22 protein-coding genes are annotated in these 25,385 nt (G+C 34.7%); 16 read left to right on the top strand and 6 right to left on the bottom strand.

Annotated features, from left to right (window positions below; all coding sequences use genetic code 11):
* Positions 1 to 505 precede the first annotated feature (505 nt).
* Together ACHRWY_RS27285 and ACHRWY_RS27280 are read right to left on the bottom strand one after the other, a co-directional pair.
* Entirely contained in the window at positions 506 to 922 is a 417-nt protein-coding gene (locus ACHRWY_RS27285) for a helix-turn-helix domain-containing protein (RefSeq protein WP_395359135.1), read from the bottom strand.
* A gap of 438 nt (positions 923 to 1,360) precedes the next feature.
* Positions 1,361 to 1,963: an NUDIX hydrolase gene (locus ACHRWY_RS27280; RefSeq protein WP_395359133.1), complete on the bottom strand. Its 603-nt coding sequence runs from the start codon at positions 1,961 to 1,963 to the stop codon at positions 1,361 to 1,363.
* 7 nt (positions 1,964 to 1,970) lie between these two features.
* Between ACHRWY_RS27280 and pyrE the strand changes: the two genes are divergently transcribed.
* Positions 1,971 to 2,621 carry an orotate phosphoribosyltransferase gene (gene pyrE / locus ACHRWY_RS27275; RefSeq protein WP_395359131.1) on the top strand — a complete coding sequence of 217 codons (651 nt, stop codon included), beginning with the start codon at positions 1,971 to 1,973 and terminating at the stop codon, positions 2,619 to 2,621.
* Between the two features lie 118 nt (positions 2,622 to 2,739).
* Positions 2,740 to 3,132 (top strand): SRPBCC family protein, encoded by a 393-nt coding sequence (locus ACHRWY_RS27270; RefSeq protein ID WP_395359129.1) that lies wholly within the window; start codon positions 2,740 to 2,742, stop codon positions 3,130 to 3,132.
* 411 nt (positions 3,133 to 3,543) lie between these two features.
* Here the strand turns inward: ACHRWY_RS27270 and ACHRWY_RS27265 are convergent, their stop codons facing one another.
* Entirely contained in the window at positions 3,544 to 4,272 is a 729-nt protein-coding gene (locus tag ACHRWY_RS27265; protein ID WP_395359127.1) for a biotin--[acetyl-CoA-carboxylase] ligase, read from the bottom strand.
* Positions 4,273 to 4,365: 93 nt separating this feature from the next.
* Between ACHRWY_RS27265 and rsfS the strand changes: the two genes are divergently transcribed.
* The 7 genes from rsfS to ACHRWY_RS27230 all read left to right on the top strand — a co-directional run bounded on the left by rsfS (position 4,366) and on the right by ACHRWY_RS27230 (position 9,992).
* A complete protein-coding gene (gene rsfS, locus ACHRWY_RS27260) occupies positions 4,366 to 4,737 on the top strand; it encodes a ribosome silencing factor (RefSeq protein WP_007809313.1) in 372 nt (123 codons plus the stop codon).
* 14 nt (positions 4,738 to 4,751) lie between these two features.
* Positions 4,752 to 6,677, top strand: coding sequence for an ATP-dependent zinc metalloprotease FtsH (ftsH, locus tag ACHRWY_RS27255; RefSeq protein ID WP_395359124.1), 1,926 nt, complete (start codon positions 4,752 to 4,754; stop codon positions 6,675 to 6,677).
* Between the two features lie 114 nt (positions 6,678 to 6,791).
* Entirely contained in the window at positions 6,792 to 7,397 is a 606-nt protein-coding gene (locus ACHRWY_RS27250) for a lactate utilization protein B/C (protein ID WP_395359122.1), read from the top strand.
* A gap of 1 nt (position 7,398) precedes the next feature.
* Positions 7,399 to 8,289 carry a phosphatidate cytidylyltransferase gene (locus ACHRWY_RS27245; protein ID WP_395359120.1) on the top strand — a complete coding sequence of 297 codons (891 nt, stop codon included), beginning with the start codon at positions 7,399 to 7,401 and terminating at the stop codon, positions 8,287 to 8,289.
* Positions 8,279 to 8,932 (top strand): phosphatidylserine decarboxylase family protein, encoded by a 654-nt coding sequence (locus ACHRWY_RS27240; protein WP_395359118.1) that lies wholly within the window; start codon positions 8,279 to 8,281, stop codon positions 8,930 to 8,932. Before ACHRWY_RS27245 ends, ACHRWY_RS27240 begins: the two co-directional genes overlap by 11 nt.
* Positions 8,932 to 9,201 carry an acyl-CoA-binding protein gene (locus ACHRWY_RS27235; protein WP_395359116.1) on the top strand — a complete coding sequence of 90 codons (270 nt, stop codon included), beginning with the start codon at positions 8,932 to 8,934 and terminating at the stop codon, positions 9,199 to 9,201. Before ACHRWY_RS27240 ends, ACHRWY_RS27235 begins: the two co-directional genes overlap by 1 nt.
* Positions 9,202 to 9,209: 8 nt before the next feature.
* Positions 9,210 to 9,992 (top strand): superoxide dismutase, encoded by a 783-nt coding sequence (locus ACHRWY_RS27230; RefSeq protein WP_395359114.1) that lies wholly within the window; start codon positions 9,210 to 9,212, stop codon positions 9,990 to 9,992.
* 101 nt (positions 9,993 to 10,093) lie between these two features.
* On the opposite strand, the gene ACHRWY_RS27225 is transcribed toward ACHRWY_RS27230, so the two are convergent.
* Positions 10,094 to 11,965 (bottom strand): alpha-amylase family glycosyl hydrolase, encoded by a 1,872-nt coding sequence (locus ACHRWY_RS27225; RefSeq protein ID WP_395359112.1) that lies wholly within the window; start codon positions 11,963 to 11,965, stop codon positions 10,094 to 10,096.
* A 282-nt stretch (positions 11,966 to 12,247) separates the two neighbouring features.
* Between ACHRWY_RS27225 and ACHRWY_RS27220 the strand changes: the two genes are divergently transcribed.
* From ACHRWY_RS27220 to ACHRWY_RS27190, 7 genes are all read left to right on the top strand, one after another.
* Positions 12,248 to 13,918, top strand: coding sequence for an OstA-like protein (locus ACHRWY_RS27220; protein ID WP_395359110.1), 1,671 nt, complete (start codon positions 12,248 to 12,250; stop codon positions 13,916 to 13,918).
* Between the two features lie 63 nt (positions 13,919 to 13,981).
* Positions 13,982 to 15,178, top strand: coding sequence for an aspartate aminotransferase family protein (locus ACHRWY_RS27215; RefSeq protein WP_395359108.1), 1,197 nt, complete (start codon positions 13,982 to 13,984; stop codon positions 15,176 to 15,178).
* A 164-nt stretch (positions 15,179 to 15,342) separates the two neighbouring features.
* Positions 15,343 to 16,740 carry a tetratricopeptide repeat protein gene (locus ACHRWY_RS27210; protein WP_395359106.1) on the top strand — a complete coding sequence of 466 codons (1,398 nt, stop codon included), beginning with the start codon at positions 15,343 to 15,345 and terminating at the stop codon, positions 16,738 to 16,740.
* Entirely contained in the window at positions 16,740 to 17,489 is a 750-nt protein-coding gene (locus tag ACHRWY_RS27205) for a shikimate dehydrogenase (protein ID WP_199000126.1), read from the top strand. The genes ACHRWY_RS27210 and ACHRWY_RS27205 overlap by 1 nt, the downstream gene beginning before the upstream one ends.
* A 72-nt stretch (positions 17,490 to 17,561) precedes the next feature.
* Complete coding sequence (locus ACHRWY_RS27200) at positions 17,562 to 18,311, top strand: lipid A phosphoethanolamine transferase (RefSeq protein WP_395359104.1); 750 nt, start codon at positions 17,562 to 17,564, stop codon at positions 18,309 to 18,311.
* 248 nt (positions 18,312 to 18,559) lie between these two features.
* A complete protein-coding gene (locus ACHRWY_RS27195; RefSeq protein ID WP_395359102.1) occupies positions 18,560 to 20,551 on the top strand; it encodes a DUF349 domain-containing protein in 1,992 nt (663 codons plus the stop codon).
* Positions 20,552 to 20,882: 331 nt separating this feature from the next.
* Complete coding sequence (locus tag ACHRWY_RS27190) at positions 20,883 to 21,302, top strand: OsmC family protein (RefSeq protein ID WP_395359100.1); 420 nt, start codon at positions 20,883 to 20,885, stop codon at positions 21,300 to 21,302.
* A gap of 77 nt (positions 21,303 to 21,379) precedes the next feature.
* Here ACHRWY_RS27190 and ACHRWY_RS27185 read toward each other — a convergent pair whose 3' ends face one another.
* Together ACHRWY_RS27185 and gyrA are read right to left on the bottom strand one after the other, a co-directional pair.
* A complete protein-coding gene (locus tag ACHRWY_RS27185; protein ID WP_395359098.1) occupies positions 21,380 to 22,648 on the bottom strand; it encodes a tetratricopeptide repeat protein in 1,269 nt (422 codons plus the stop codon).
* A gap of 40 nt (positions 22,649 to 22,688) precedes the next feature.
* On the bottom strand, positions 22,689 to 25,331 hold the full coding sequence (gene gyrA, locus ACHRWY_RS27180) for a DNA gyrase subunit A (protein WP_395359096.1): 2,643 nt from the start codon (positions 25,329 to 25,331) through the stop codon (positions 22,689 to 22,691).
* Between the last annotated feature and the right edge of the window lie 54 nt (positions 25,332 to 25,385).

Genomic DNA, 25,385 nt, shown 5'->3' with positions numbered 1-25,385 from the left:
ACACTTCGTAAAGCTGGTTTGAAATCACAAGCGTTCGAAACCTGTTGCTCTGAAAGAGCCTTAGCAATAGCATGGTGCGAAGCACTATGAATGAAAAACGATGATAATTTTAAGCCCTGTAAGGGCGAAAGCCTCATTTCAAAAAGCACGCTTACCATTTTTTAAATAATGCTCTCCTGAAAAACACCTTTTTTCTTTGAATCTTTATTCTCAATTTTTCTCTTGCCCTTTCAGGGCAATTCCCACTTTTAATTTAATTCGTAGTGCGTTGCACTACGCTATTGCTTTTTAGGGCTTTCAACCCCGCTCCACTAAGCTTCCGCAATTGACGTGCGAAGAGTCCCACGATTTCGTACTCGTCTCTATATTTCCTTCCAAATATATTTGTTTTGATTCTCTTTACGGGATATTGAAGTGGAGCTCCCCCGCTAGCGGAAACTACAAAATATAAAAGCCTAATAAAAATTATTTATTAGGCTTTTTAAATTGTATAATGTATAAAAGGCTATCTATCCTTCAATATATTTTGCAAAAACTCAACTTTGTCTTTTTCTGCCTGAACTAAACGTTCGTAAAGTTTTTTATTTTCTTCGTAAGCCTCAATTAATTTGTCTAACGGATTAAAAGTAAATACTGGTCCATGCGAAAACGAACCTTGACTACCACTATTATCATAGAAATTATTAAAATAATTAATTGCAGCTTCGTCTGAAAAATTTTTAAGGGCTTCAACACTTACTCCCAAAGCTTTTGCTACTTCAACAAGTTTTTCCTCGCTGATAGTTTCGCTGTTTTCAAGGGCAGATATAGTCTGTTGGTTTGTTCCCATAGCTTGTGCCAAAGCTTCTTGTTTCATGTCTCTAAGTTCACGAATACGGCTAATTTTTCGCCCTATATGGTTTGATTTTGTAAGTGTGCTCATAAGTCAAAGATAATATTAAGGTTCACAACAACCAATTTGTAAAAAACATTATTGCTGTGTACGATACAATCTAAATAATTTGTTATCTAAACAAAAGTACGATTTTTGAGACATGAAATAGTTAAAAATCAAAAATTATACAAGCCCGATAGCGTAGATTTGAAATCATAAGCGTTCGAAACCTGTTGCTCTGAAAGAGCCTTAGCAATAGCATGGTGCGAAGCACTATGAATGAAAAACGATGATAATTTTAAGCCCTGTAAGGGCAAAAGCCTCATTTCAAAAAGCACGTTTACCATTTTTTACATAATGCTCTCCGGGAAAACACCTTTTTTCTTTGAATCTTTATTCTTAATTTTTCTCTTGCCCTTTCAGGGCAATTCCCACTTTTGATTTAATTCGTAGTGCGTTGCACTACGTTATTGCTTTTTGAAATTGTTATTGCAATTGATTCTCTTCTTCAAACAACAATTTTATATTTTCGTAAGAGTTTTTCAGGGCTTCTTTTATTTGTTCCGGGTTTAGCCAGGCTACTTTTTCGATGCCTTCTTCGATTTGGCCTTGCGGAGTACCTTCAAAATCAGATTGCATTTCGAACCAATGCGTGATTTTAAGCTTGTATTTTCCGTTACGTTTAAAAACGTGATATGTTTTTTGGAGTTTATTCGTAATTCGGAGTTGGTTTACGCCCGTTTCTTCTTCGACTTCGCGCATTGCAGTAGCTTCAATTTCCTCCCCTTTTTCAATTCCGCCTTTTGGTAAGTCCCATTTTCCGTTTCTAAAGATAAATAAAACTTCCCCTTTTTTATTGTACACAAAGCCTCCTCCCGCTTTACTTACAGGAATCTTGGCTTTTAGGGTCTTCATAATTTCCTTTTCGTCAGGATGATATAAATAAGCTTTTTGAATTTTATTTTGAAATATTTTCACTATAAGCTGCTCAATATCAATACTCTCTAACAGGAATAATTGAAAATTAGTCTCTTTTGAGATTTCATTTGTCAAAAAAAGTGGTTTGTCGTTCACAAAAACTTTATACATTTGTACTATGATTTTTAATAAAGATACTGCCGAAAAAACAGCCGAATTGCTTTTGCAAATAAATGCAATTAAATTGAATCCCGAAAATCCTTTTACATGGGCTTCAGGTTGGAAATCTCCTATTTACTGTGATAATAGGTTAATTCTTTCATTTCCGAGCATCCGAAACTACGTTCGTGATGAATTCGCAAAGAACATTGAAAAACAATTTGGAAAACCGGATGTTATTGCCGGTGTTGCCACTGGAGCTATTGGAATTGGGATTCTTGTTGCCGAAAGCCTTGGATTACCTTTCGTTTACGTACGCCCGGAAGCAAAAAAACACGGAAGACAAAATCAGGTCGAAGGTTTTTTACAAAAAGGACAAAATGTTGTAGTTGTTGAAGATTTAATTAGTACCGGAAACAGTAGTTTATTGGCTGTTGAAGCTTTACGCAATGAAGGGGCTAATATTAAAGGGATGGCAGCAATTTTTACCTATGGTTTTAATGTTGCCGAAGAAAACTTTAAAAACGCCAATATCGATTTGTATACGCTTAGCAATTACGAAAACCTATTAGATCTCGCAGTTCAGAAACTATATATTACTGAAGAGCAACAATCTACCCTGCTAGAATGGAACGAGAGTCCGACTACCTGGGGTCAGGAAGAGGAGTAATTTTAGATTGCAGCTTCCTGAAATTTGGAATTTCCGGATATACAATTTTGTGTTTATAAACATCAGTAAATAAAAAAAGCGCCCTTTGCGGTTAAATTATAAAATAAAAAAATAATATATGAACTTAGAAAGTCCAAAAGTTACTGTTCAGAAATCAGCTCAGGATTTATTTGATTTATTGACTGATGTAAAGAATTTCGAGAAATTAATGCCTGACAATATTGCTAAATTTGAAGTAATTGGCGAAGACGCTTTTATTTTTGGACTGAAAGGTATGCCGGAAATAAAACTTAAAATGAAAGAAAAAGCAGCCCCAAACAAAATTGTGTTGGGAGCAGCAAGCGATAAGCTTCCATTTACTTTAACGTCAAATATTGATAGTCTTTCTGATTCAGAAAGTGCAGTTCAATTATTCTTTGAAGGCGAATTCAACGCTATGATGGCCATGATGATCAAAGGACCAATTAGCAAGTTTATTGAAACTTTGGCTAATAACATGACCAAGCTATAATTAATTATCAATGGAAAATTGTTAATCCTTAACTATAAAAAAAGCCTGATTTTCACGATCAGGTTTTTTTTTGATTAGCACGAAAACACAAAGTTTCTTATCCTGCTGCAACCTGCAAACAATTCATGCTGAGGCACGAAGAATTGCACTCGAAGCCCAGCAAAGACCAAAAAAACCAAAACAGTTTTTTTTGTGACCGTTAATATCTCAGGATGAGAAAAAGAAAAAAAAACCAATATCCTAGTAGCAAACCTTTCAACCCTTGCACCTTTGCCCCCTTGCACCTTTAACCCTTTGAACCTTTAACCCTTTGAACCTTTGTAACTTTGTACCTTTGTACCTTTGTACCTTTGAACCTTTGTACCTTTGAACCTTTGAACCTTTTGCACCTTATAACCCTTTGCCCCTCCCCTAATAAAGCATCTGAACTTCTTTGATATCGAATTCTGAAACAGAATCGTCTTCTAGCAAAATTTGAATTTTCCCTACAGGAGAAACCCCCTGAATGATTCCCATGAAGTTTTGATGCTGCAGGTTTTTAAAAGGCATTGGAACTCCTTTTCGAAATAATGAATTAAAATATTCATCCCATAAATCAGCTGAATTCTTTTCCCAGGACTGGATTTTCTCTTGTATTTTTTCGATAATTAACAAGGGCAAAGCATTTTTATCAAATTGAGTTTTACAAATCACTGCCAAAGATGACGCATTTGGCAATTCGTCAAAATTAGTCTGATTGACATTCAGTCCCAATCCAGCTACTGACACGATCCTGCCATCACTTTTTAAGGTATTTTCGATTAGTATGCCACCTATTTTTTTGGTGTATGACATAATGTCGTTAGGCCATTTTATACTTAAATCAGGAATATTTAAAGTTTTTAAGGCATCAATCACACTTAAAGAAATGATTATGCTTAGGTTAAAAACCTGTTCGTGATCAAAAACGAAATCCTTTACCAAGACACTCATAATTAAGTTTTTACCTGACTCTGACTGCCACTTCGCTCCCATTTGACCTTTGCCTTTTGTCTGATTTTCAGCTGTTACCACAGTAAAATTATCAAGTTCTTCCTGACTTGACAATGCTTTAAGAAAGTCGTTTGTCGAATCTATGGCATCGAGTTTGATTAGTTTCATCTAAATAATTTAAATAACTTAATTTAATATTTTGTTAAGGTTCAAAAATAATCACAAATTTTGGTAACTTTACAAATTCATATAAAATAATTCATGGCGAAAAAGACTATTAATAATGATGTTCTATTGGCGAACATAATCAAAGGAATTGAAGAAGTAAAAGGAAATGATATCGATATTCTTGACTTAAGAGAGATTGACACTGCTGTTTGCGACTATTTTGTTATCTGCAACGGAAGTTCAAATACACAAGTTAACGCCATAGTAAACTCCATTCAAAAAACTGTATCAAAAGATCTTAAAGATAAACCCTGGCACGTAGAAGGAACCGATAATGCAGAATGGGTCCTAATGGATTATGTGCATATTGTGGTACATGTTTTCCAGAAACACATTCGTGAATACTATAATATCGAGAGCCTTTGGGGTGATGCCAAAATAACTACAATCGAAAACAAATACTAAAGAAAATTTTTCTAATGGCTAAAGATAATAATCCAAATCCGAGTAAATTTAAAATAAGTCCCTGGTTAATCTATACTGCAATACTTTTAGTTTTTTTATTTATAAGCTTTGCAACCGGAGGATCTAACTTAAGCGAACCTGCTCAATTAACTTCTTCTAAATTCAATGTATTATTAGAAAAAGGGCAAATTGAAAAAGTAATCGTTTATAATAAAGCTGAGGCTGAAGTATATTTAAACGCTGCGGCTCTTAAAGATGCTGCCAATAAAAAAGTAGCTAAAGATATTTTTGAAAGACCTAACAAAGGCCCTCATTATACTTTAGAGATTGGTAACGATCAAATTTTTCAAACTAAATTAGAGAAAGCAGTTGGCGAAGGCAAACTGAAAGATTTTAATTTCCTGCAGAAAAATAATTGGAGCGACATCCTAATTAGTCTTCTTCCAATCATCATCATTATTGGAGTATGGATTTTCATTATGCGTAAAATGTCAGGTGGCGCTGGTGGCGGTGGCGGACAAATTTTCAACATAGGAAAATCTAAAGCTAAATTGTTTGATGAAAAAACAGACATCAAAACAACATTTAAAGATGTTGCAGGTTTAGAAGGCGCAAAAGAAGAAATACAGGAAATTGTAGAATTCCTTAAGAACCCGGAAAAATACACCAATTTAGGAGGTAAAATCCCTAAAGGAGCACTACTGGTAGGACCTCCTGGAACTGGTAAAACATTATTGGCTAAAGCTGTTGCAGGTGAAGCCCAGGTACCGTTTTTCTCTTTGTCAGGTTCTGATTTCGTAGAGATGTTCGTAGGTGTTGGTGCTTCACGTGTTCGTGACTTATTCAAACAAGCTAAAGAAAAATCCCCTGCTATTATCTTCATCGACGAAATTGATGCTGTTGGTAGAGCAAGAGGAAAAAGCAATATGTCAGGCGGAAACGACGAAAGAGAAAATACTTTGAACCAATTGCTGACAGAAATGGATGGTTTTGGTACAAATTCTAATGTCATTGTTCTGGCTGCAACCAACAGAGCTGATGTTCTGGACAAAGCATTAATGCGTGCGGGTCGTTTTGACAGACAAATTTTTGTTGACTTGCCGGATATTCGCGAAAGAGCTGAAATATTTGCAGTTCACTTAGCTCCTATCAAAAAAGTAGAAGGTCTTGACCTTGATTTCTTAGCCAAGCAAACTCCGGGGTTCTCTGGTGCTGACATTGCCAACGTTTGTAACGAAGCCGCTTTAATTGCTGCCCGTAACAACAAGACTGCAGTTGACAGACAAGATTTCCTTGATGCCGTTGACAGAATTATTGGCGGTCTTGAAAAGAAAAATAAAATCATCACTCCGGATGAAAAAAGAGCAATTGCTATTCACGAAGCTGGTCACGCAACTGTAAGCTGGATGTTAGAGCACGCTGCACCGCTTATTAAAGTAACCATCGTACCTCGTGGACAAAGTTTAGGAGCTGCATGGTATTTACCGGAAGAAAGACAAATCGTGAGAACAGATCAAATGTTAGACGAAATGTGTGCTACCATGGGCGGAAGAGCTGCTGAAAAAGTAACTTTTGACAGAATATCAACCGGTGCTTTAAGCGATTTAGAAAAAGTTACCCGTCAGGCCCGTGCTATGGTAACGATATACGGATTGAATGAAAAAATAGGTAATGTTACTTATTATGATTCAACAGGACAAAGCGAATACAATTTCTCTAAACCATATTCTGATGAAACAGCAAAAATCATCGACAAAGAAATTTCAGAATTAATTGAAGGCCAATACAAAAGAGCTATTCAAATTTTAGAAGAGAATAAAGACAAGCTAAATCAACTTGCTGATATATTAATAGAAAAAGAAGTTATTTTTAAAGATGACTTAGAAAATATTTTCGGAAAACGTACTTTTGATAAAAATTTAGAAGAAGTGGTTTCGTAAATTATTCAGCAAATATGTAATATTTTTTAAAATCTTAATTCAAAATAGCCTTTTGAATTAAGATTTTTTTATCTTTGAACGTTTTCAATTAACATGTAAAGTATTTCATATAAAATGAATTTTTTCAAAAAAATATTTGGTTCCAGCGATGCCGCTTCTGATGAAGAGAATGAAAGCCAATATGGAGGAAATCCAATTCAGGATAGTCATCTTTCTATAGACGAAAGATTCATTTTTAACTTTAAGAAAAATGGCGGGAAATTTTTGTATTGTGAAAACAAACAAGAAGTTGCAGAACAATTTGAAAACATCCTGGAAGAAAACGATTGGTTCGAAAACGAAGTTTTATGTTATGAACCTGCCCTTTTCAGTTTATTGGAAGAAAATAAATTACTATACATTTCTCCCAGAAATCCAAAATTCCTGCTTGCTACCTGCGAGAATTTAATTGCCGATGAAGGTTCTATTTTATTTTCATCAAAACAAATCAGACAAGACAAACCCAACGAATTACCGGCAAATATTGTTATAATAGCTACAACAAGCCAGATTCTTTCTATAAAAAGCGACGGCCTTAGTGCCATTAAACGCAAATACGAAAGAGATTACCCAACTAATATCACCACAATAAAATATTTCGAAAAAGCAAAAGAAGAAGATTTTACGCAATACGGAAGCGTTGCCAAAAATTTATATTTATTGCTCTTAGAAGACCTTTAAGATGAATGAAACACTCAAGAGGACCATTTCTGGTGCTGTTTATATTGCTTTACTACTAACATCTATTCTGTTTTCTACTGAAAGCTTTATTATTCTTTTTGGTATTTTTCTAATTATTACAATCTATGAATTTTCCAACTTAGTAAACCTCAATAAAATCTTTTCGATTTTGTTTGGGACTTTATTATATTCGGTGACAATACTGGTTAGCCACTACAATAAACAAACAACTTCGTATCTAAACAATTTGTTTCAGTCAAATTTTGATTTCGAAATTAATATCCAGCAACTGGATCTGGTACTTTTGGCTGTGACTATAGTGGTATCTATCAAATGTATTTTATTTCTTTTTTATGACTCTGTTCAAAAAATAAGTATTTCCTCTAAGTATTTATATCTTTTAGGATACATTACTCTTCCGTTTATTTTTATTGTAAAAATTTCATTCGGAACTAATAATTACAATCCCAAAATCATTCTTGGGTTGTTTATCCTGATCTGGACAAACGACACCTTTGCTTATCTTGTTGGAAAATCCATCGGAAAACATAAGCTATTTGAACGTGTATCTCCTAAAAAAACAATAGAAGGTTTTCTGGGCGGAGCAGTATTTGCTGCCTTTGCGGGTTTTCTAATTTCAAAACTTTACATTCAGCCCAATCCGGCTTTTAGCGGTAAATCTATTTTAATATGGACTATTATTGCTCTAATTGTAAGTGTTTTTGGAACGATTGGTGACCTGATCGAATCAAAATTTAAAAGAATTGCCGGAGTAAAAGACAGCGGTTCTATCATGCCCGGACATGGTGGTATCCTAGATCGACTAGATAGTGTTATATTTGTAGCACCAATTATATTTTTATTTTATCAAATTTTATATTATGTTTCATAAAGAAGGAGGCCCATCCATTTTATTAGGTACTGTATTTGCGGTAGCCGTATTATTAATTGCTGACAAATTTATTGATATTACCTGGCTAAGAATGCTCGTTCAAATTGCCGGCCTGGTTGTATTGGTTATTATTCTACAATTTTTTAGAAATCCTAAAAGAATTGCGATCAGAAACAGCGATCAGATTCTTGCCCCTGTTGACGGAAAAGTAGTTGTTATTGAAGAAGTTTATGAAGGTGAGTTTTTTAAAGATAAACGTTTACAAGTTTCAATCTTTATGTCGCCAATCAATGTGCACGTAACTCGTTACGCTATGGACGGAATTATAAAATTCAGCAAATATCATCCCGGGAAATTCTTAGTAGCCTGGCATCCAAAAGCAAGCGAAGAAAACGAAAGAACTACTGTAGTAATTGAAAACGAGAGTTTCGGACAGATATTATACAGACAAATTGCAGGTGCATTAGCCCGCAGAATTGTAAATTACGCAAAAGAAGGCATGCAGGTGGTACAAGGTACAGATGCCGGTTTTATAAAATTTGGTTCAAGAGTAGATTTATTTTTACCTTTAGGTACTCCTATTAATGTAGTATTAAACCAAAAAGCAATTGGTGGAAAAACCATCATCGCTACAAAAGCTTAATGATCGAAAAAGATTTAGATACTCGTTTTACTGAGGCTGTTGAAAACGCTCTAAAAATGACTCAGGCCTCGCTGCCACAAGATGTGCAGCTAAGACTTTATGCATATTATAAACAAGCAACTTTTGGAACAGCTATATACAATCAATCTGAAAATTTTGACTTAAGAAATGCTTTCAAAACAAATGCCTGGATGCAAATTAGTCATATATCGGTAGATGAGGCCAAAGAATGTTATATTGAAATCATTAATTCACTAACAATAAAATAACTACTATTATGAAGAAAAACATTGTTCGTTTCAGCATTTTAGCTTCATTTTTTCTATTATTTTCTTGTAATGACAACAATAAGCTAACTGAAGTAGTAGAAGTTCCTTTACCAACCAAAGAAGAAAAAATAACCATTGGTTCACCAAATGATGTAAAAGCAGATCCGGGTTCTTTTGAGATGACAAAATTACCTTTTGCATACGATGGTTTGGCTCCGGCGATAAAAACCCTTACTTTAGAAACGCATTATTCGAAACACTATTTAACGTATACGAATAATTTCAACAAAGAAATCCTAAATACTGAATTTGAGAATTCACCTATTGAAGACATCCTGAAAAAAATGGATCTTAGCAATGCTAAACTTCGTCAAAATGCCGGTGGATATTACAATCATACGCTTTATTTCAATATTCTGACTCCAAAAGAACAAACTCCATCAGATACTCTGGCAGGCTCTATAAATAAAGAATTTGGTTCTTTTAATAATCTTACCACGCAATTTAAAGGTCAGGCAGAAAAACAGTTTGGCTCAGGCTGGGTTTGGTTAGTTGTAGACAGATACGGAAAACTGCAAGTTACAACCACAGAAAACCAGGACAATCCTTTAATGAAAAACGCTCTGATTCCCGGTACACCAATATTAGGAATCGATTTATGGGAACATGCTTATTATCTCGATTATCAAAATAGAAAAGGAAGTTATATTGATGCCTTTTATGAACATATCAATTGGGAAAAAGTAAACGAAAACTATATAGCGGCTTTGAAGAAAGTCAAAAAAGTATAAAAACAAAAAGCTGATACAAATTAAGTATCAGCTTTTTTTTTCGTCTATTTTCATTTTTACATTGCGAACCAAATCAAATATGACTTATAAACCGGCAATCCTTATTTCAATTCATAAATAAACGATTCTGAAGGCCGTATTTTTATTCTCGACATTCCTGTTCCATTCTCTACTTTTAACTTCACTGAGCTCTTTTGATACAATTGATCCGTAAGTGTATATTCACCATCTTTCAGATTCCATTTTGAGATCACATCAGCAGGAATTTTCAACTCAAAATCACTTGTTTTCTCAGAAGAAAAATTCACAACAACGACCAATTTTTGATTTTCAGACCAACGAACATAGGAATAAAGCAATGCATCGTAACCCGCATTATTTTGACGGTTTGCACTTTGTATTTCTTCAAAACTTCCCATTAATGCCGAACTATTGATCGCAAAATTTAGTAATCGTTTATAAAAATCACGAAGGTTTTTTTCAGATTCAGACAGTTGTCCTCCATCAAACTTTCCTTCATTCATCCAGCGTTGATGATTTGGAACGCCAATGTAATCAAAAATTGAAGTTCTGGAACGACTGCCAAAACCAGCATTTTCATTTCCCGCCTCTCCTTCTTCTTGTCCAAAATAAACCATTGTTGGCGATGTACTAATGGTTGTCGAAACTACCATTAAAGGTTTCCCGCGTTCAGGAGTTCCCGCAAATTCAGGACTTGCCAAACGTTGCTCATCATGATTGTCCAAAAAATGAAGCATATTATGTTCTATATCCGACATTCCTTTTTGAATATCAGACAACCCGTCCGGAGATGATTTTCCGCGAATAACATCCTTTAACTTATCATAGGTTTCTACTTTATCATACAAGTAATCCATTTTTCCTAAACGAATATAATTACGGTATTCATTTGGATTATATACTTCTGCCAGTAAAAAAGCACTTGGGTTTTTCATTTTGACAGCAGAATTCATATAACTCCAAAACTCATACGGAACCATCTCTGCCATATCATAACGAAATCCGTCAACACCTTTTGCAATCCAATACAAAGCTATCGATTTGAATTTCTTCCAGGAATCAGGTACATCCTTATCCTGCCAGAAAGCAAAATGCTCCTGATACGATTTTTGATCAAATCCAGCCGGAAGTTCCGGAAAATCTTTAGAACCGTCAGGACGAATTCCATAATTTACTTTTACTGTCTCGTACCAGTCATTTTGATCCGGTTTTACCTTTCGGGATCCGTTTCCTGTCCATTTTGCCGGATTTTCATCAAAGACCCCGTCAACAAGAGGATTTTTCTCTCCGTTTAGAGGAATATCACCATCCGGAATTTCAAAGTGTACTTTTGGAATATAATAGAAATTATTATCTCTCTTATACTCCAGGTTCACATCATCATCAGCTCCAAAATCTTTTACACCTTCGGGATTATTTAAACCTTCATACTTTCTTGCAATGTGATTGGGTACAATATCAATAATTAATTTTAAATCTGCCTTGTGCGTTCTTGCTATCAAAGCTTCAAATTCCTGTAATCGGTTTGCTGGATTTACAGCCAGATCAGGGGTTACATTATAATAATCCTTTACAGCATAAGGGGAGCCGGCACGACCTTTTACCACTTCCGGATCGTCATCAGAAATTCCGTAAGCTTTATAGTCCCGAACCAAGGCATGATGCGGAACCCCTGTATACCAAATATACGTTACCCCTAAATCTTTAATTTCATGAAGCGCTTTATCTGTAAAATCATTAAATTTTCCAACACCATTTTCTTCAATTGTCCCCCAGGGTTTGTTGGTAGTATTTTTATTTCCGAACAAACGGGTAAAAACCTGATACACTACCACTTTCTTTTCAGCAGCAGCTTCTTCTTTAATTGTATTCATTTTTAAATCTTTGGTTTTACATGCCCCGGACAGCATGGCTACAGCCAATCCTGCAACAAAAACTTTTTTATTTATCATATTCATTTTATAAACTAATTCTTTTCTGAATTAAAGAGCCGATCCATAATTCAGAAACCATTTTCTAAATTTAGGATAAATTTTAAATGCAAAAGAAACTAAAATCATTTTTGGCAAAATTGTACTTTAGAAAATTAAACTACAACGAAAGAGTACCTGATTTTGTTGATAAATTAAATTTCAAATTATTATCTGCAGCCGTCTGTCATTTGACGTATAAATAAATCTTAATATCCGTAAAGGTTGTAACCTTTTTCATAAATTTGACAAAAATTTAATCAATTGAAGAAATCACTGTTTTTCATATCTTATTGTTTGCTTTTATTAAGCGTACAATTCATTTTTGCACAAGCGCCCAAAACAAAAACAAAACAAATCGTACTTGAGAAAACGGACTTTGCAGAAGTTAATCAGGCTCTAGTACCGGATGGATTGCTTTTAACCGGAAATGTAAAATTAAGTCATGATGGTGTTGTACTAACTTGTAACAAAGCTTATTTTTTTCAAAAAGAAAATTACCTTAAAGCTTTTGGAAATGTACAATTAGTACAAGGTGATACTTTGTTTTTGAATAGTAAATACGCTGAATATAGTGGCGATTTAAAAAAAGCTTTTGCAACCGGAGATGCTGTGATGAGTTCTCCAGATGCTACTTTACAAACAGATACCATTAATTTTGACCGAAATGTTCAACAGGTATTTTACAATACAAAAGGTACAATTGTCAATAAAGACAACACATTAGTAAGTAAATCCGGCAGGTATTTTGTAGAAGAGAAAAAATTTCAATTCCTGACAGAAGTCACGATTACCAATCCAAAATATGTTATAAAATCAAATCATTTAGATTATTACAGCAATTCCGGACACACCTATTTGTTTGGTCCATCGACCATTACCAGTAAAGCTAATTATATCTATACCGAAAAAGGATTTTACGATACCAAGAAAAACCTGGCGCATTTTCTAAGAAGATCGTATATCAAATACGATGACCGGCTTATAGAAGGAGACAGTTTATATTATAACCGTAATATCGAGTTTGCCTCGGCAACCCGAAATGTAAAAATCACAGATTCTATCAATCGCGGAATCGTAAAAGGACATTATGCCGAGATCTACAAACTAAAAGATTCCATGTTTGTAACAAAAAGAGCGGTAGCCATAAATCTTGTTGAAAAAGATTCGGTTTACATTCACGGTCAGAAATTAATGGTTACCGGAAAAGAAGGCGAACGCATTTTGAGGGCCTATAAAAATGTCCGTTTTTATAAAATAGACATGAGCGGAAAATGCGATTCGATACATTCGAATTCAAAAACTGCTTTAACAAAACTGATTGGAAATCCAATTTTATGGAATGGTGAAAGCCAAATTACCGGAGACCTTATGCACTTAATTGGCGATAACACGACCAAAAAACTCGATTCCTTAAAAGTCCTCAACAACACTTTTATAGTCTCGCGGGATACTCTCGGAACTGGTTATAATCAGGTAAAAGGACTCAATTTATTTGGCAAATTCAAGGATGGAAAGCTACATGACGTCGACGTTATTAAAAATACCGAAGTCGTTTACTATATGCGGAATGACGACAATGAACTCATCGGAATCAACAAAAATGTAAGTAGTAAAATCAATCTTATTTTAGAAAATAATGACATTCAAACCATTACCTTTTTTAATAAGGTAGACGGTGATGTATATCCTGAGGCCGATTTACCAGAAAATGCCCGTAAACTAAAAGGATTACGCTGGCGGGGAGATGAACGGATAAAATCAAAAGATGATATTTTTACCGCCGAAGACAATGAACTTAATGATAAATTAGTTCAGGAAGGAAAAGATCAGGAAGCCAAAGACAAAGACGCTCCAATGAAAGTGAGAGAAGAAACCCTGAATTACGATAAAAAGGCACCCGCAGTTAAAGCAAAAACTAAAACTAAAAAATAGTTTTCAGTCCTGTTTTTCAGTCAGCCTGAAACCTTAAACCTGAAATTTTTAAAATAAACAACAGTGAATTCAGATTTTATAAAATACCAGGCGCAAACTTCTCCATATCCTTTGGGAATGGAAGTTTCACACGCCATTGGATCCTATATTTACGACACAAACGATAAAAAATATTTAGATTTTGTAGCCGGAGTTTCGGCATGTACACTCGGGCATCAGCACCCGAGAGTGAATCAGGCCATCAAGGATCAGTTAGACAAATATTCCCATGTCATGGTTTATGGCGAGTATTCACAAAGCCCGGCCGTACAATATTGTAAATTACTGGCTTCACTCCTTCCGGAATCTTTAAACAAAACATACTTAGTCAATTCAGGTACTGAAGCTATTGAAGGTGCATTGAAACTGGCCAAACGAACAACAGGACGCAGTCAGCTTATTTCCTGTCATAACGCTTATCATGGTAACACTATGGGGTCCATGAGTGTTATGGGTTTTGAAGAGCGTAAACAAGCCTTTCGTCCATTACTTCCCGATGTTGATTTTATTACCTTCAATAACGAAGACGACTTACAAAAAATAACCACCAGAACAGCAGCGATACTTTTAGAAACAATTCAGGGAGGTGCCGGATTTATTCAGCCTCACGATAATTTTCTGCAAAAAGTACGTAAACGTTGCGATGAGGTTGGAGCTCTAATGATAGTCGATGAAATTCAACCCGGATTTGGAAGAACCGGAAAACTATTTGGCTTCCAAAACTATGACGTAGTTCCGGATATTGTAGTTATGGGAAAAGGAATGGGTGGCGGAATGCCCGTTGGTGCTTTTACAGCTTCGGCTGAAAAAATGGATCTCCTGACCGAAAACCCTAAACTGGGCCATATTACCACTTTTGGAGGTCATCCTGTCATTGCGTCAGCATGTCTGGCTACTTTGCAGGAATTAACTGAGACAAATTTAATGCAGGAAGCTTTAGACAAGGAAAAACTCTTCAGATCGCTTTTGGTACATCCTTTGATAAAGGAAGTTAGAGGAAAAGGATTAATGCTTGCCGCTATGACCGAAACCGCAGAAATAACCAATCAGGTCATTTTAAACTGCCAGGACAAAGGGCTCATTTTATTCTGGTTGTTGTTTGAAGGATGCGCAATTAGAATAACACCACCATTGACCATTTCTAAAGAAGAAATAAAAGAAGGTTGTGCCATAATTTTAAACGTTATGGATGAAATTTTGAAAAAAGAAAAAGAAGTTTAAAATAATCCAATTAATCTCGATATATCTAAGATTAATTACTAAAAACAGAAAAGAAATTCTGTCCATATTGTTAATTAAATTGTTCACAACAATTAATTTTCATTCCTCACAACAATAATATGGTTGCCTAAATTTATAACAGGCTAATTTCAAATAAAGACAGTATGCAATTAAGCAACGAAGAAGAAGATTATAACCTATCCCTATCCAAATTTGAGTCGATGTTAAAAACTAACAAAGTACTCTTTTTTGATTCTGAAGAATTTGAAGAAATTATTCTTCATTATTTAGACATAGGCAAGGCTAATTTAGCAAAAAAAGCCTTGAAACTTGCATTAGACCAGCACCCAAAATCTACGGGCTTAAAATTAGTACAAGTAGAAATGCTGGTTTACGACGACAAACTGGAAATCGCCGAGAAACTCTTAAACGAGTTATATGCAATCGAACCTAATAACGAGGAAATTTATATCCAAAAAGCAAATATTTGTTCTAAAAGAGACCAACACGAAAAAGCGGTAGAATTGCTTAAAATTGCCCTGCAATATACAGATGACTACGCTGACGTGTACAACTTAATTGGAATGGAATATCTTTTTATGGATAACCTTGAGATGGCAAAAGACAGTTTTATCAAATGTCTTGAAGAAGATTTAGAAGATCAGTCTGCCTTATATAACGTGGTGTATTGTTTTGAATTTTTAGATCAAAACCAGGAAGCCATTGTTTATCTTAACGATTACATCAACAAAAACCCATACAGCGAGATTGCCTGGCATCAGCTTGGCCGCCTGCATTATGGCGTAAAAGAATATGAAAATGCGATTCGCGCTTTTGATTACGCCACCCTGATCGACGATGAGTTTTTAGGCGCTTTCATGGAAAAAGCAAAAGCATACGAGCGTTTAAAAAAATACGGTGAAGCTATTGAAAGCTACAACCGAACTATCGAGTTAGACGATGCCACCTCTTACGCCCTGTTGCGTATTGGAAAATGTTACGAAAAACTGGGCAATTCGGCCAAAGCCTTACAATATTACAATCAAACGGTACACGAAGATCCGCTTTTAGATAAAGGATGGATTGCCATTACTGATTTTTATGTTCGTCAAAAAAACTTTCAAAAAGCCCTGTTTTTTGTCAATAAGGCATTAGCTATCGACAATCAAAATCGTTTGTACTGGAAGCGTTATGCCACCATTAACAAACAAATGAACTTTTTTGAAGAAGCTGAATTTGGTTATAGAAAAGCAGTAGAATTTGGAGATTATGCTCTGGACACCTGGTTGTTTTGGGTTGACATTCTTCAGTTTTTAGGTGAATTCGAAAGTGCTATTCAAACCCTATTGCAAGCTTCTGAATATTTTCCGGAAGAAAACGAAATCGAATATCGTTTGGCAGGTTTGTATTTCATGATTCAGGACACTACCAAAGCTAAATTTCATTTAAGCAACGGTTTGCGTTTAAACTTCGATAATTACATTTTAATCGAAGATTTATTCCCGGTCGTATGGTCAAAAAAAACGGTTAAAAATTATATTGAAAAACACAGAAAACAATAATGATTGATATTTTAAGAAGACGTTTTGGCTTGTTAGGCCGTAATATTAGTTACTCATTTTCGAAAGGATATTTTACAGAAAAATTTAGCGATGAAGTTTTTGCCGGTAACAGCTACGAAAATTTTGACATTGCAGATATTAACCATTTAACAGGGTTGCTTAAAAACAATCCTGATTTAAAAGGATTAAATGTAACCATTCCTTACAAAGAGCAGGTCATCCCCTTCTTAGATAAACTTTCAAAAAAAGCAGCTTTAATTGGCGCTGTAAACACCATTAAATTTACCAAAAACGGGAAATTAAAAGGATACAATACTGATTATTATGGTTTCAAAAAATCATTAGAGCCATTATTAGAACCACATCACAAAAAAGCACTTATTTTGGGCACCGGAGGTGCATCAAAAGGCGTTGCTTTTGCTCTTGACGAGCTGGGAATCCTATATACTTTCGTTTCCAGAGAAGCCAAAGAAAACATCATCGATTACAATCTAATCAACGCTACGACTTTTGATAATTTTCAAATTATCATTAATTGTACGCCTGTTGGAACAAGTCCAAATATCGAAGCCTGTCCTGATCTTCCTTATGAGTTTTTTACAGAGAAACATATTGCATACGATTTAATATATAATCCTGCAGAAACCCAATTTTTAAAAAACGCCAAAGAAAGAGGCGCTGTAATAAAAAATGGTTATGATATGCTTATTTTTCAGGCAGAAAAGGCATGGAAAATCTGGAATAAATAAAATCAATTAAAAAATACACTAAAATTTAGTGTATTTTTTTTTGTATTTTAGACTACTCATTAATAAGCAGTTATGAATATATCACAGCTTTTTTATTTAGTAATCTTTTTAATTACTTTTTCAGCAAAAGCTCAGGATAATTTAGAGCCTAAAAAAAATCCATATACTGAGGCGAGGTATCATTACTATTTAAAAACTATTTTACTCTTTAATGAGTACTTAGATACTGACTCAGGATCATATAACACTACTGAGCTCCGTTTCTTACATCCTATTGCTAACAAAGCCTGGAATTTAAGGGCAGACCTGCCTTTCATATCTTCCAATACAACTTCTGTCAATACAACCGGAATTGGTGATATTGGTGTTGGTATAAGTTACATTCCCTATTTAGAAAATAGCAAAGGGCTTGCTTTTAGAGCCAGGATCATTTCAAACTCAGCTTCAGATCCAGCTTTAGGAACCGGTAAATGGGTCTTTGCTCCTGCGATATTTTATGGCGCTTACATAAAAGAAAAAAAAGTACTTTGGATTGCCTCTTTAGAAAATCAAATGAGTTTTGCCGGATCAGATAATCGAAATGATATCAATACCACAGCGCTTGAAAATTACTTTATGTATATTCTTGGAAAAAACTGGATCGCTGCCGATGTTGCCTTCAGATATAATGCAACAAACAAAGGTTATCCCAATAATGCTTTCGTAGAATTGGGCAGAAAAATTACGCCAAATAACATGGCTTATATTCATCCCAGTATTGCTTTTGGCCGTGAAAAAACATACAATTACGGAATTGAAGCCGGGGTTTTGATTCTTTTTTAAATCGAAATAAAACTACAAAACCACTCTTAATACTATTATATTGATTTCATTTTTCTAAAAATTATAATAATTCAGAATTTAAATTTATTTTAAAAAATCAGCAAAAAAATCGATATCATATTCCTAAATTCTTTGAACAAATAGGAATTTCATCTTAAAATAGCGTATAAACAAACGATTTATTTTGTATTTAGAAACACCTTTACTATCTTTCGCTCTGTTTAAAATAAAAACCTTATACATTTAAGATGTTAGAAGAAAAGAATGATAACCTGCAGGAAGCAGACGGAAAATTAGAAATCGAAATTAGCGATTCTGCACAAGATAATGCACCTGAAACAGCGGAGTCTGAAACAGCTACTGAAAATACAGCTTCAACTACAGCAAATGAAGCAGAAGAGACAGCAGAGGCTACAGAAACCAATCATCAGACAGCATTAGATGCCATAACAAATTCGAATGCCGAAGAAAGTGAAGATGAAACGCTAAAAGAGCGTCATGACATTCCTATGCAGGATTACGATACTTTCTCTTTGGATGCGCTTGTTGATGAGCTTAAAAAATTGATCAACACAGATAAAGTAATGTCTGTAAAAGACCACATAGAGGAAATTAAAAAGTCATTTTTATTACAATACAATCACCTTATAGAAGAGAAAAAAGAAGAATTTAATGCTTCCAAACAAGATCCGAATGAAGAATTCGAATATCATTCTCCGCTTAAATCTAAATTTGACGAATATTATAATGTTTTTAGAGAAAAAAGAAATGCCCATTTCAAGCATTTGCAAACAAATCTAAAATCAAATCTGGAAAACAGACTTGCCATAGTTGAAGAACTTAAAGAACTTATAAACCCGCAGGAAAACATTAAAGATACCCTTAAACATTTTAATGATTTAAGAGAAAGATGGAAAAATGCCGGAGCAATTCCAAAAGACAAATACAATCACGTTTGGAATAACTACCACTTTCATGTAGAAAATTTTTACGATTATCTGCACTTAGACCGTGAAGCAAGAGATTTAGATTTTAAATACAATTTAGATCAGAAACAAAAAATAATTGCACGCGTTGAAGAGTTAGTGAATGAAACTGACATTAGCAAATCGTTCCGTGAATTACAGGATTTACACAGAATCTGGAAAGAAGATATCGGGCCAGTTTCTAAAGAACATCGTGACACCATCTGGAATAAATTTAGCGAACTGACTAAAAAAATCCATGATAAAAGAGAGGTGCTGTTCGAAAGCCAAAGAGCAAATGAACAACAGAATCTTGAAGTAAAAAAACAGATCATTGCTACATTAGAGGTATTGGGTACTGAAAAAGTAGGTTCTCACTCGCAATGGCTGGTACAAATTCAGAAAGTAGAAGCACTTAGAAATGAGTTTTTTGCTGCCGGAAAAGTGCCGTCAGAAGTTAACGAAGAAACCTGGGCTGCCTTTAAAACTGCCGTTAGAAACTTTAATTCTTTTAAAAATTCATTTTATAAAGACATTAAAAAAGACCAGAACGACAATTTAAATAAAAAAATGGCTCTTGTGGCAAAAGCCAAAGAATTACAGGAAAGTACAGATTTTGGTGCCACTACTCCAATCATGAAGCAAATTCAGGAAGAATGGAAACAAATTGGTCACGTACCTAAGAAATATTCAGATAAAATCTGGAAAGAATTTAAAGATGCCTGTAACCATTATTTTGATAAATTAAAAGAGCATAAATCAGAAGAAAATGGCGATGAAGTAGCTGCTTTTGATAATAAAAAAGCATACCTGGACATTTTAAGAGCTTATCAGCTTACCGGTGATCACAAAACGGACCTGGATGCAATAAAAGCTCATATCGAAATCTGGAAAGGGTATGGAAAAGTGCCTTTTTCGAGACGCCATATCGAAGGAAAATTCAATAAAATCCTGGATGCCCTTTTTGAAAAATTAAGTTTGAGTAAAAAAGAAACCGAAATGATGCGTTTCTCTAATCGTATTGATTCTTTATCAGACAGCAACGATACCCGTAAATTAGACAACGAAAAGATTTTCTTAATGCGTAAAATTGAAGAGGTACAAAATGAAATTTTCCAATTAGAGAATAATATTCAGTTTTTTACGAATACTAAAAATGCTAAAAAAGAAAATTCAATTGTTCTTGAAGTACGCAAAAATATTGCCATCCACAAAGAAAGTCTTGAACTTTGGAAAGATAAACTGAAACAGTTACGTAACCTGGGTCAGGAGTAATTAAAATACTGAAACTGCAGTGAGATATTCATTGCAGTTTTTTTTATACTGTTCGCATTTTACCGCAAAATGCACAAAGGTTTACGCAAAGTTCGCAAAGCTAAATACAAAGCTTTGCGAACTTTGCGTTTTATTAAATTCCAGTATATTAAAAAACTTTGCGTGCTTTGCGGTAAAATCCACCCCAACATTTATCTCATTTCAACCCAAAGCTTAACAATGTATTATAATTTCATGAAAAAGTTTCTGTAAAATATTGATTATATTTGATAAACCACATTATCTATTGATAATCAATAAATTCAATTATTAATCCTAATAACAACGAAAAATGAAATTTACAAGAAAAGCAAACGCCAACTGGCAAGGAACCGGTATGGAAGGAAAAGGAACTATCAGTACTCAAAGTACAACTTTGGATAAAGCTCAATTATCATTTAAAACCAGATTTGCAGATGGCGTAGGTACAAATCCTGAAGAACTTGTCGCTGCAGCACATTCCGGCTGTTTTACAATGCAATTAAGTTTTTTATTGAATGAGGGAGGTTTTACAGCAGATGATTTAAATACAGAAGCGACAGTAACTTTTGAAGACGGAACCATAACCCTGATTCATTTAGATTTAAAAGGAAAGGTTCCGAACATCTCTCCTGAAGAATTTGAAAAAACAGCTGCCAAAGCAAAAGAAATATGTCCGATTTCTAAATTGCTAAATACCACAATTACACTTTCAGCTACTTTAGTAAGCTAAAAAAAGCTTTTAAGCATAAAAAAACCATCCCGTTCTGGAACGGGATGGTTTTTTATTATTTCTAAATTTCTTCAGAATTACATTGTAGCTTTTAGTGCTTTTGCTTCAGCAGTCATTTCTAACGCTTTGTAAACACCTAATAATGTTTTAGAAACATCTTCGTTTTTAGGGTCTAATTCATTTGCTTTTTTAAGATAAGGAATTACTCCTTTAAAAACATTCTCTCTTTGTGCTTTCAACACATCGTAACGCTTCATATCTTTTGCAGAAGTACCCAATTTATTCATCTCATCAATGATTGGCTTTTCAGCTTCTAATTTTAAAGCTGCAAGATTAAGATAAGCATTTGCATAGTTTGGGTTGATTTCGATAGCTTTTAAGTAGTATTTTTCAGCATCTGCATTGTTCTTTGCGTTTGCACTAATAACACCTAAATTAAAAACTAAATCAGCATTTTTTGGATCTTTTTCCAAAGCTTCACCCACTAATTTTTTGTATGTTTCATAATCTTTAGATTCTAAATACAGGTTAGCTTCACTAAGAATCAAAGAACTATCATCCGGATTCGCTTTTCTGGCATCGGCGATTGCTTTTTTAGCATCTTCGCTACGTCCTTTTTGAACTAAAATCAAAGCTAAATTTTTATAAATTTCACCTCTTTTAGAAGGAATAGCTTCTGTTTTAGGTTTTTCGTGAGTTCCTAATTTTACGGCTAAATCTCTTTCGCTTGCAGTATTAAAACCATCTTCGTTACCTGAAATTTTATTTACTGCTGTATAACTAGTTCCTTTTCCTGAATAATTTAGTTTTTTCAATTCTTCATACATTGGTAAAGCAAGATCAAAATCCTGAGCATTTACTGCTGTAGAAGCCGCATAATATAAATTGATTGTATCCTTTTTATCCAACAAATAAGCATCGTACAATTTTTTTGCACCGTCGGCATGTTTACTGGCCTGAGAATCTGCAATAGCAGAATTAATCAATTTCCCTTTAATTTCAGTAATTGAAGTGGCAGCCTGAGTTGAATACTTTTGTTTTCCAGATGCTTTTTCAACATCAATTAGCTTTTTATAAGTCTCTGCAGCAAGTGATAAGTTTTTACTCTCGTCTACTTTTTTATTTGCTAAATCCAAATAAGCATTAGCCTGTACAAAATAGTACTGGGCCTGTTCTACATCTTTGGCATTTACTACCAAATTTTCAGCATCTTTTAATATAGCAAGTGCTCCTTGGGCATCTCCGCCTTTTAATGCTTTCTCAGCACTTTTAATCTGATCTTTTTGAGCAAAAGTAGCTACTGAAATCAATAATGCTGATGCAAGTATTACATATTTACTTTTCATAGTATTCAATTTGTATATTTAATTATAAGTGGTTTACTTTTTACTCTTCAGATTCTTCTTCTTCAGAATCATCTTCGTCTTCTGCTTCTTCTTCCGTATCATCGTCATCATCATCTTCTACAGGACCTTCGTCTTCAAGAACTTCTAAATCCGGTTTTACTCTTTCGATAGCTGATTCAATAACATTTCCGTCTTCATCAACAACAACTTCTGCAACATCATCTTTCATAACTTTTGTTACAGCAGCAATAGAATCTTTACCTTTTAGGTTAATCAATCGAACACCTTGTGTTGCACGGCCCATTACACGTAAATCTTCAATCGCCATTCTGATTGTCAATCCGGATTTATTGATGATCATCAAATCATCAGCATCCGTTACATTACTAATAGAAATTAATTTTCCGGTTTTCTCCGTGATATTAAGTGTTTTAACACCTTTACCTCCACGATTTGTGATTCTGTAAACATCTTCTCCATCGTCATCAACTAATTTGGTACGTTTACCGTATCCGTTTTCAGTTACAACCAAAATCTGGGTATCGTTTACATCCTCTTTATCAACCGTAACCATACCAATTACTTCATCGGTATCATCTTTTAAGGTAATTCCACGAACTCCTGAAGCTGTTCTTCCCATCGGACGTGTTTTTGTTTCCTCGAAACGAACCAATTTACCAGACTTAACTGCCAGGATAATTTGGCTTTCACCGTTAGTTAATTTTGCTTCAAGTAATTCATCACCTTCTTTAATGGTAATGGCAGCAACACCATTTACCCTTGGTTTAGAATATTTCTCTAAAGAAGTTTTCTTCACCTGACCTTGTTTGGTTACCATGACAAGGTTATGACTGTTGATGTAATCTTTGTCTTTTAAATCCTGTGTACAAATGAAAGCTTTTACTTTGTCATCACTTTCAATATTTACTAAATTCTGAATTGCTCTTCCTTTTGCCGTTTTGCTTCCTTCCGGAATTTCGTAGACACGCATCCAGAAACATTTTCCTTTTTGCGTAAAGAACATCATATATTGGTGATTAGTTGCAACGAACATGTGTTCAAGGAAATCCTGATCTCTTGTTCCTGCACTTTTTTGTCCAACCCCGCCTCTGTTTTGAGTTTTGTATTCTGTTAAGTTGGTACGTTTGATATAACCTGCGTGAGAAATGGTAATCACTACATTTTCATCCGCAATCAAATCTTCAATACTTACATCCCCACCAGAATATTCAATTGTAGAACGACGCTCATCTCCGTATTTCTCACGGATTTCTTCAAGCTCTTCTTTAATTAAATTCGTTCTTAAATCTACATCAGCTAATAAAGCTTTCAAATGCTCAATTAACTTCATTAATTCTTCGAATTCTGCTCTTAACTTATCTTGTTCCAGACCTGTCAACTGACGCAAACGCATCTCAACAATAGCACGGGCCTGAATATCGGACAATTTAAATCTTTCGATTAATTTCTCACGGGCTTCCTCTGTATTTTTAGAACCTCTAATGATAGCAATTACTTCATCAATATTATCAGAAGCAATAATCAAACCTTCTAAAATATGTGCTCTTTCTTCTGCTTTACGCAATTCAAACTGCGTTCTGCGTACTACTACATCGTGACGGTGCTCAATAAAATAATGAATCATATCTTTCAGATTCAACATTTGCGGGCGGCCTTTTACTAATGCAATGTTATTTACACTAAAAGAAGATTGTAATGATGTGAACTTGTATAAGGTATTCAAAACTACGTTTGGCGTAGCATCACGTTTCAGGATATAAACGATACGCATACCGTTTCTGTCAGATTCGTCACGGATATTCGCAATACCTTCAATTTTTTTATCGTTAACCAAGTCAGCCGTACGTTTGATCATTTCGGCTTTGTTAACCTGATATGGAATCTCGGTTACAATAATACATTCTCTTCCGTCTACCTCTTCAAAACCAACTTTCGCACGCATTACAATACGTCCTCTACCGGTTTTAAAAGCTTCGCGAACTCCTTCATAACCATATATTACACCACCGGTTGGAAAATCCGGAGCTTTAATATGTGTCATTAATTCGTCTACTTCGATATCATTATTTTCAAGATACGCTAAGGTACCATTGATTACTTCAGTTAAATTATGTGGAGGCATATTGGTTGCCATACCAACCGCAATACCCGTTGCTCCATTGACCAATAAGGTAGGAACTCTGGTTGGCATTACTTTAGGCTCATATAAGGTATCGTCAAAGTTTAATTGAAAATCAACTGTTTCTTTTTCGATATCTGCCATAATATCTTCAGATATTTTGCGCATTCTCGCCTCAGTATAACGCATTGCTGCAGGGCTATCGCCATCTACAGATCCAAAGTTACCCTGACCGTCCACTAATAAATAACGCATACTCCATTCCTGAGCCATACGAACCATTGCATCATAAACAGAGGTGTCTCCGTGTGGGTGATACTTACCCAGAACCTCTCCTACGATTCTGGCAGATTTTTTGTGGGCAGATCTTGAAGTTACACCTAAATCATACATTCCGTAAAGAACTCTTCGATGCACTGGTTTCAAGCCATCTCTAACATCCGGAAGCGCTCTCGATACAATTACTGACATCGAATAATCGATGTAAGCTGATTTCATTTCATCTTCAATGTTAATAGGAATTAACTTTTCTCCTTCAGACATAAGTTGTTATGTTTAAATAATTATATTAGTTTCAAAGCGTGCCAAGATACGTTT

The sequence above is a fragment of the Flavobacterium sp. FlaQc-48 genome, assembly GCF_044007335.1.
Taxonomy (GTDB): domain Bacteria; phylum Bacteroidota; class Bacteroidia; order Flavobacteriales; family Flavobacteriaceae; genus Flavobacterium.
Note: the sequence above shows the minus strand (reverse complement) of the source record. Positions and strands in the feature narration are given on the sequence as shown.

Coding starts and splice junctions, on each gene's coding strand:
- ACHRWY_RS27280 (WP_395359133.1), bottom strand. CDS start 1,963: ATGTATAAAGTTTTTGTGAACGACAAACCACTTTTTTTGACAAATGAA.
- ACHRWY_RS27285 (WP_395359135.1), bottom strand. CDS start 922: ATGAGCACACTTACAAAATCAAACCATATAGGGCGAAAAATTAGCCGT.
- ACHRWY_RS27210 (WP_395359106.1), top strand. CDS start 15,343: ATGCAATTAAGCAACGAAGAAGAAGATTATAACCTATCCCTATCCAAA.
- ACHRWY_RS27270 (WP_395359129.1), top strand. CDS start 2,740: ATGAACTTAGAAAGTCCAAAAGTTACTGTTCAGAAATCAGCTCAGGAT.
- ACHRWY_RS27245 (WP_395359120.1), top strand. CDS start 7,399: ATGAATGAAACACTCAAGAGGACCATTTCTGGTGCTGTTTATATTGCT.
- ACHRWY_RS27190 (WP_395359100.1), top strand. CDS start 20,883: ATGAAATTTACAAGAAAAGCAAACGCCAACTGGCAAGGAACCGGTATG.
- ACHRWY_RS27250 (WP_395359122.1), top strand. CDS start 6,792: ATGAATTTTTTCAAAAAAATATTTGGTTCCAGCGATGCCGCTTCTGAT.
- rsfS (WP_007809313.1), top strand. CDS start 4,366: ATGGCGAAAAAGACTATTAATAATGATGTTCTATTGGCGAACATAATC.
- ACHRWY_RS27185 (WP_395359098.1), bottom strand. CDS start 22,648: ATGAAAAGTAAATATGTAATACTTGCATCAGCATTATTGATTTCAGTA.
- ACHRWY_RS27235 (WP_395359116.1), top strand. CDS start 8,932: ATGATCGAAAAAGATTTAGATACTCGTTTTACTGAGGCTGTTGAAAAC.
- ACHRWY_RS27225 (WP_395359112.1), bottom strand. CDS start 11,965: ATGATAAATAAAAAAGTTTTTGTTGCAGGATTGGCTGTAGCCATGCTG.
- ACHRWY_RS27200 (WP_395359104.1), top strand. CDS start 17,562: ATGAATATATCACAGCTTTTTTATTTAGTAATCTTTTTAATTACTTTT.
- ACHRWY_RS27240 (WP_395359118.1), top strand. CDS start 8,279: ATGTTTCATAAAGAAGGAGGCCCATCCATTTTATTAGGTACTGTATTT.
- ACHRWY_RS27230 (WP_395359114.1), top strand. CDS start 9,210: ATGAAGAAAAACATTGTTCGTTTCAGCATTTTAGCTTCATTTTTTCTA.
- ACHRWY_RS27205 (WP_199000126.1), top strand. CDS start 16,740: ATGATTGATATTTTAAGAAGACGTTTTGGCTTGTTAGGCCGTAATATT.
- ACHRWY_RS27195 (WP_395359102.1), top strand. CDS start 18,560: ATGTTAGAAGAAAAGAATGATAACCTGCAGGAAGCAGACGGAAAATTA.
- gyrA (WP_395359096.1), bottom strand. CDS start 25,331: ATGTCTGAAGGAGAAAAGTTAATTCCTATTAACATTGAAGATGAAATG.
- ftsH (WP_395359124.1), top strand. CDS start 4,752: ATGGCTAAAGATAATAATCCAAATCCGAGTAAATTTAAAATAAGTCCC.
- pyrE (WP_395359131.1), top strand. CDS start 1,971: ATGATTTTTAATAAAGATACTGCCGAAAAAACAGCCGAATTGCTTTTG.
- ACHRWY_RS27265 (WP_395359127.1), bottom strand. CDS start 4,272: ATGAAACTAATCAAACTCGATGCCATAGATTCGACAAACGACTTTCTT.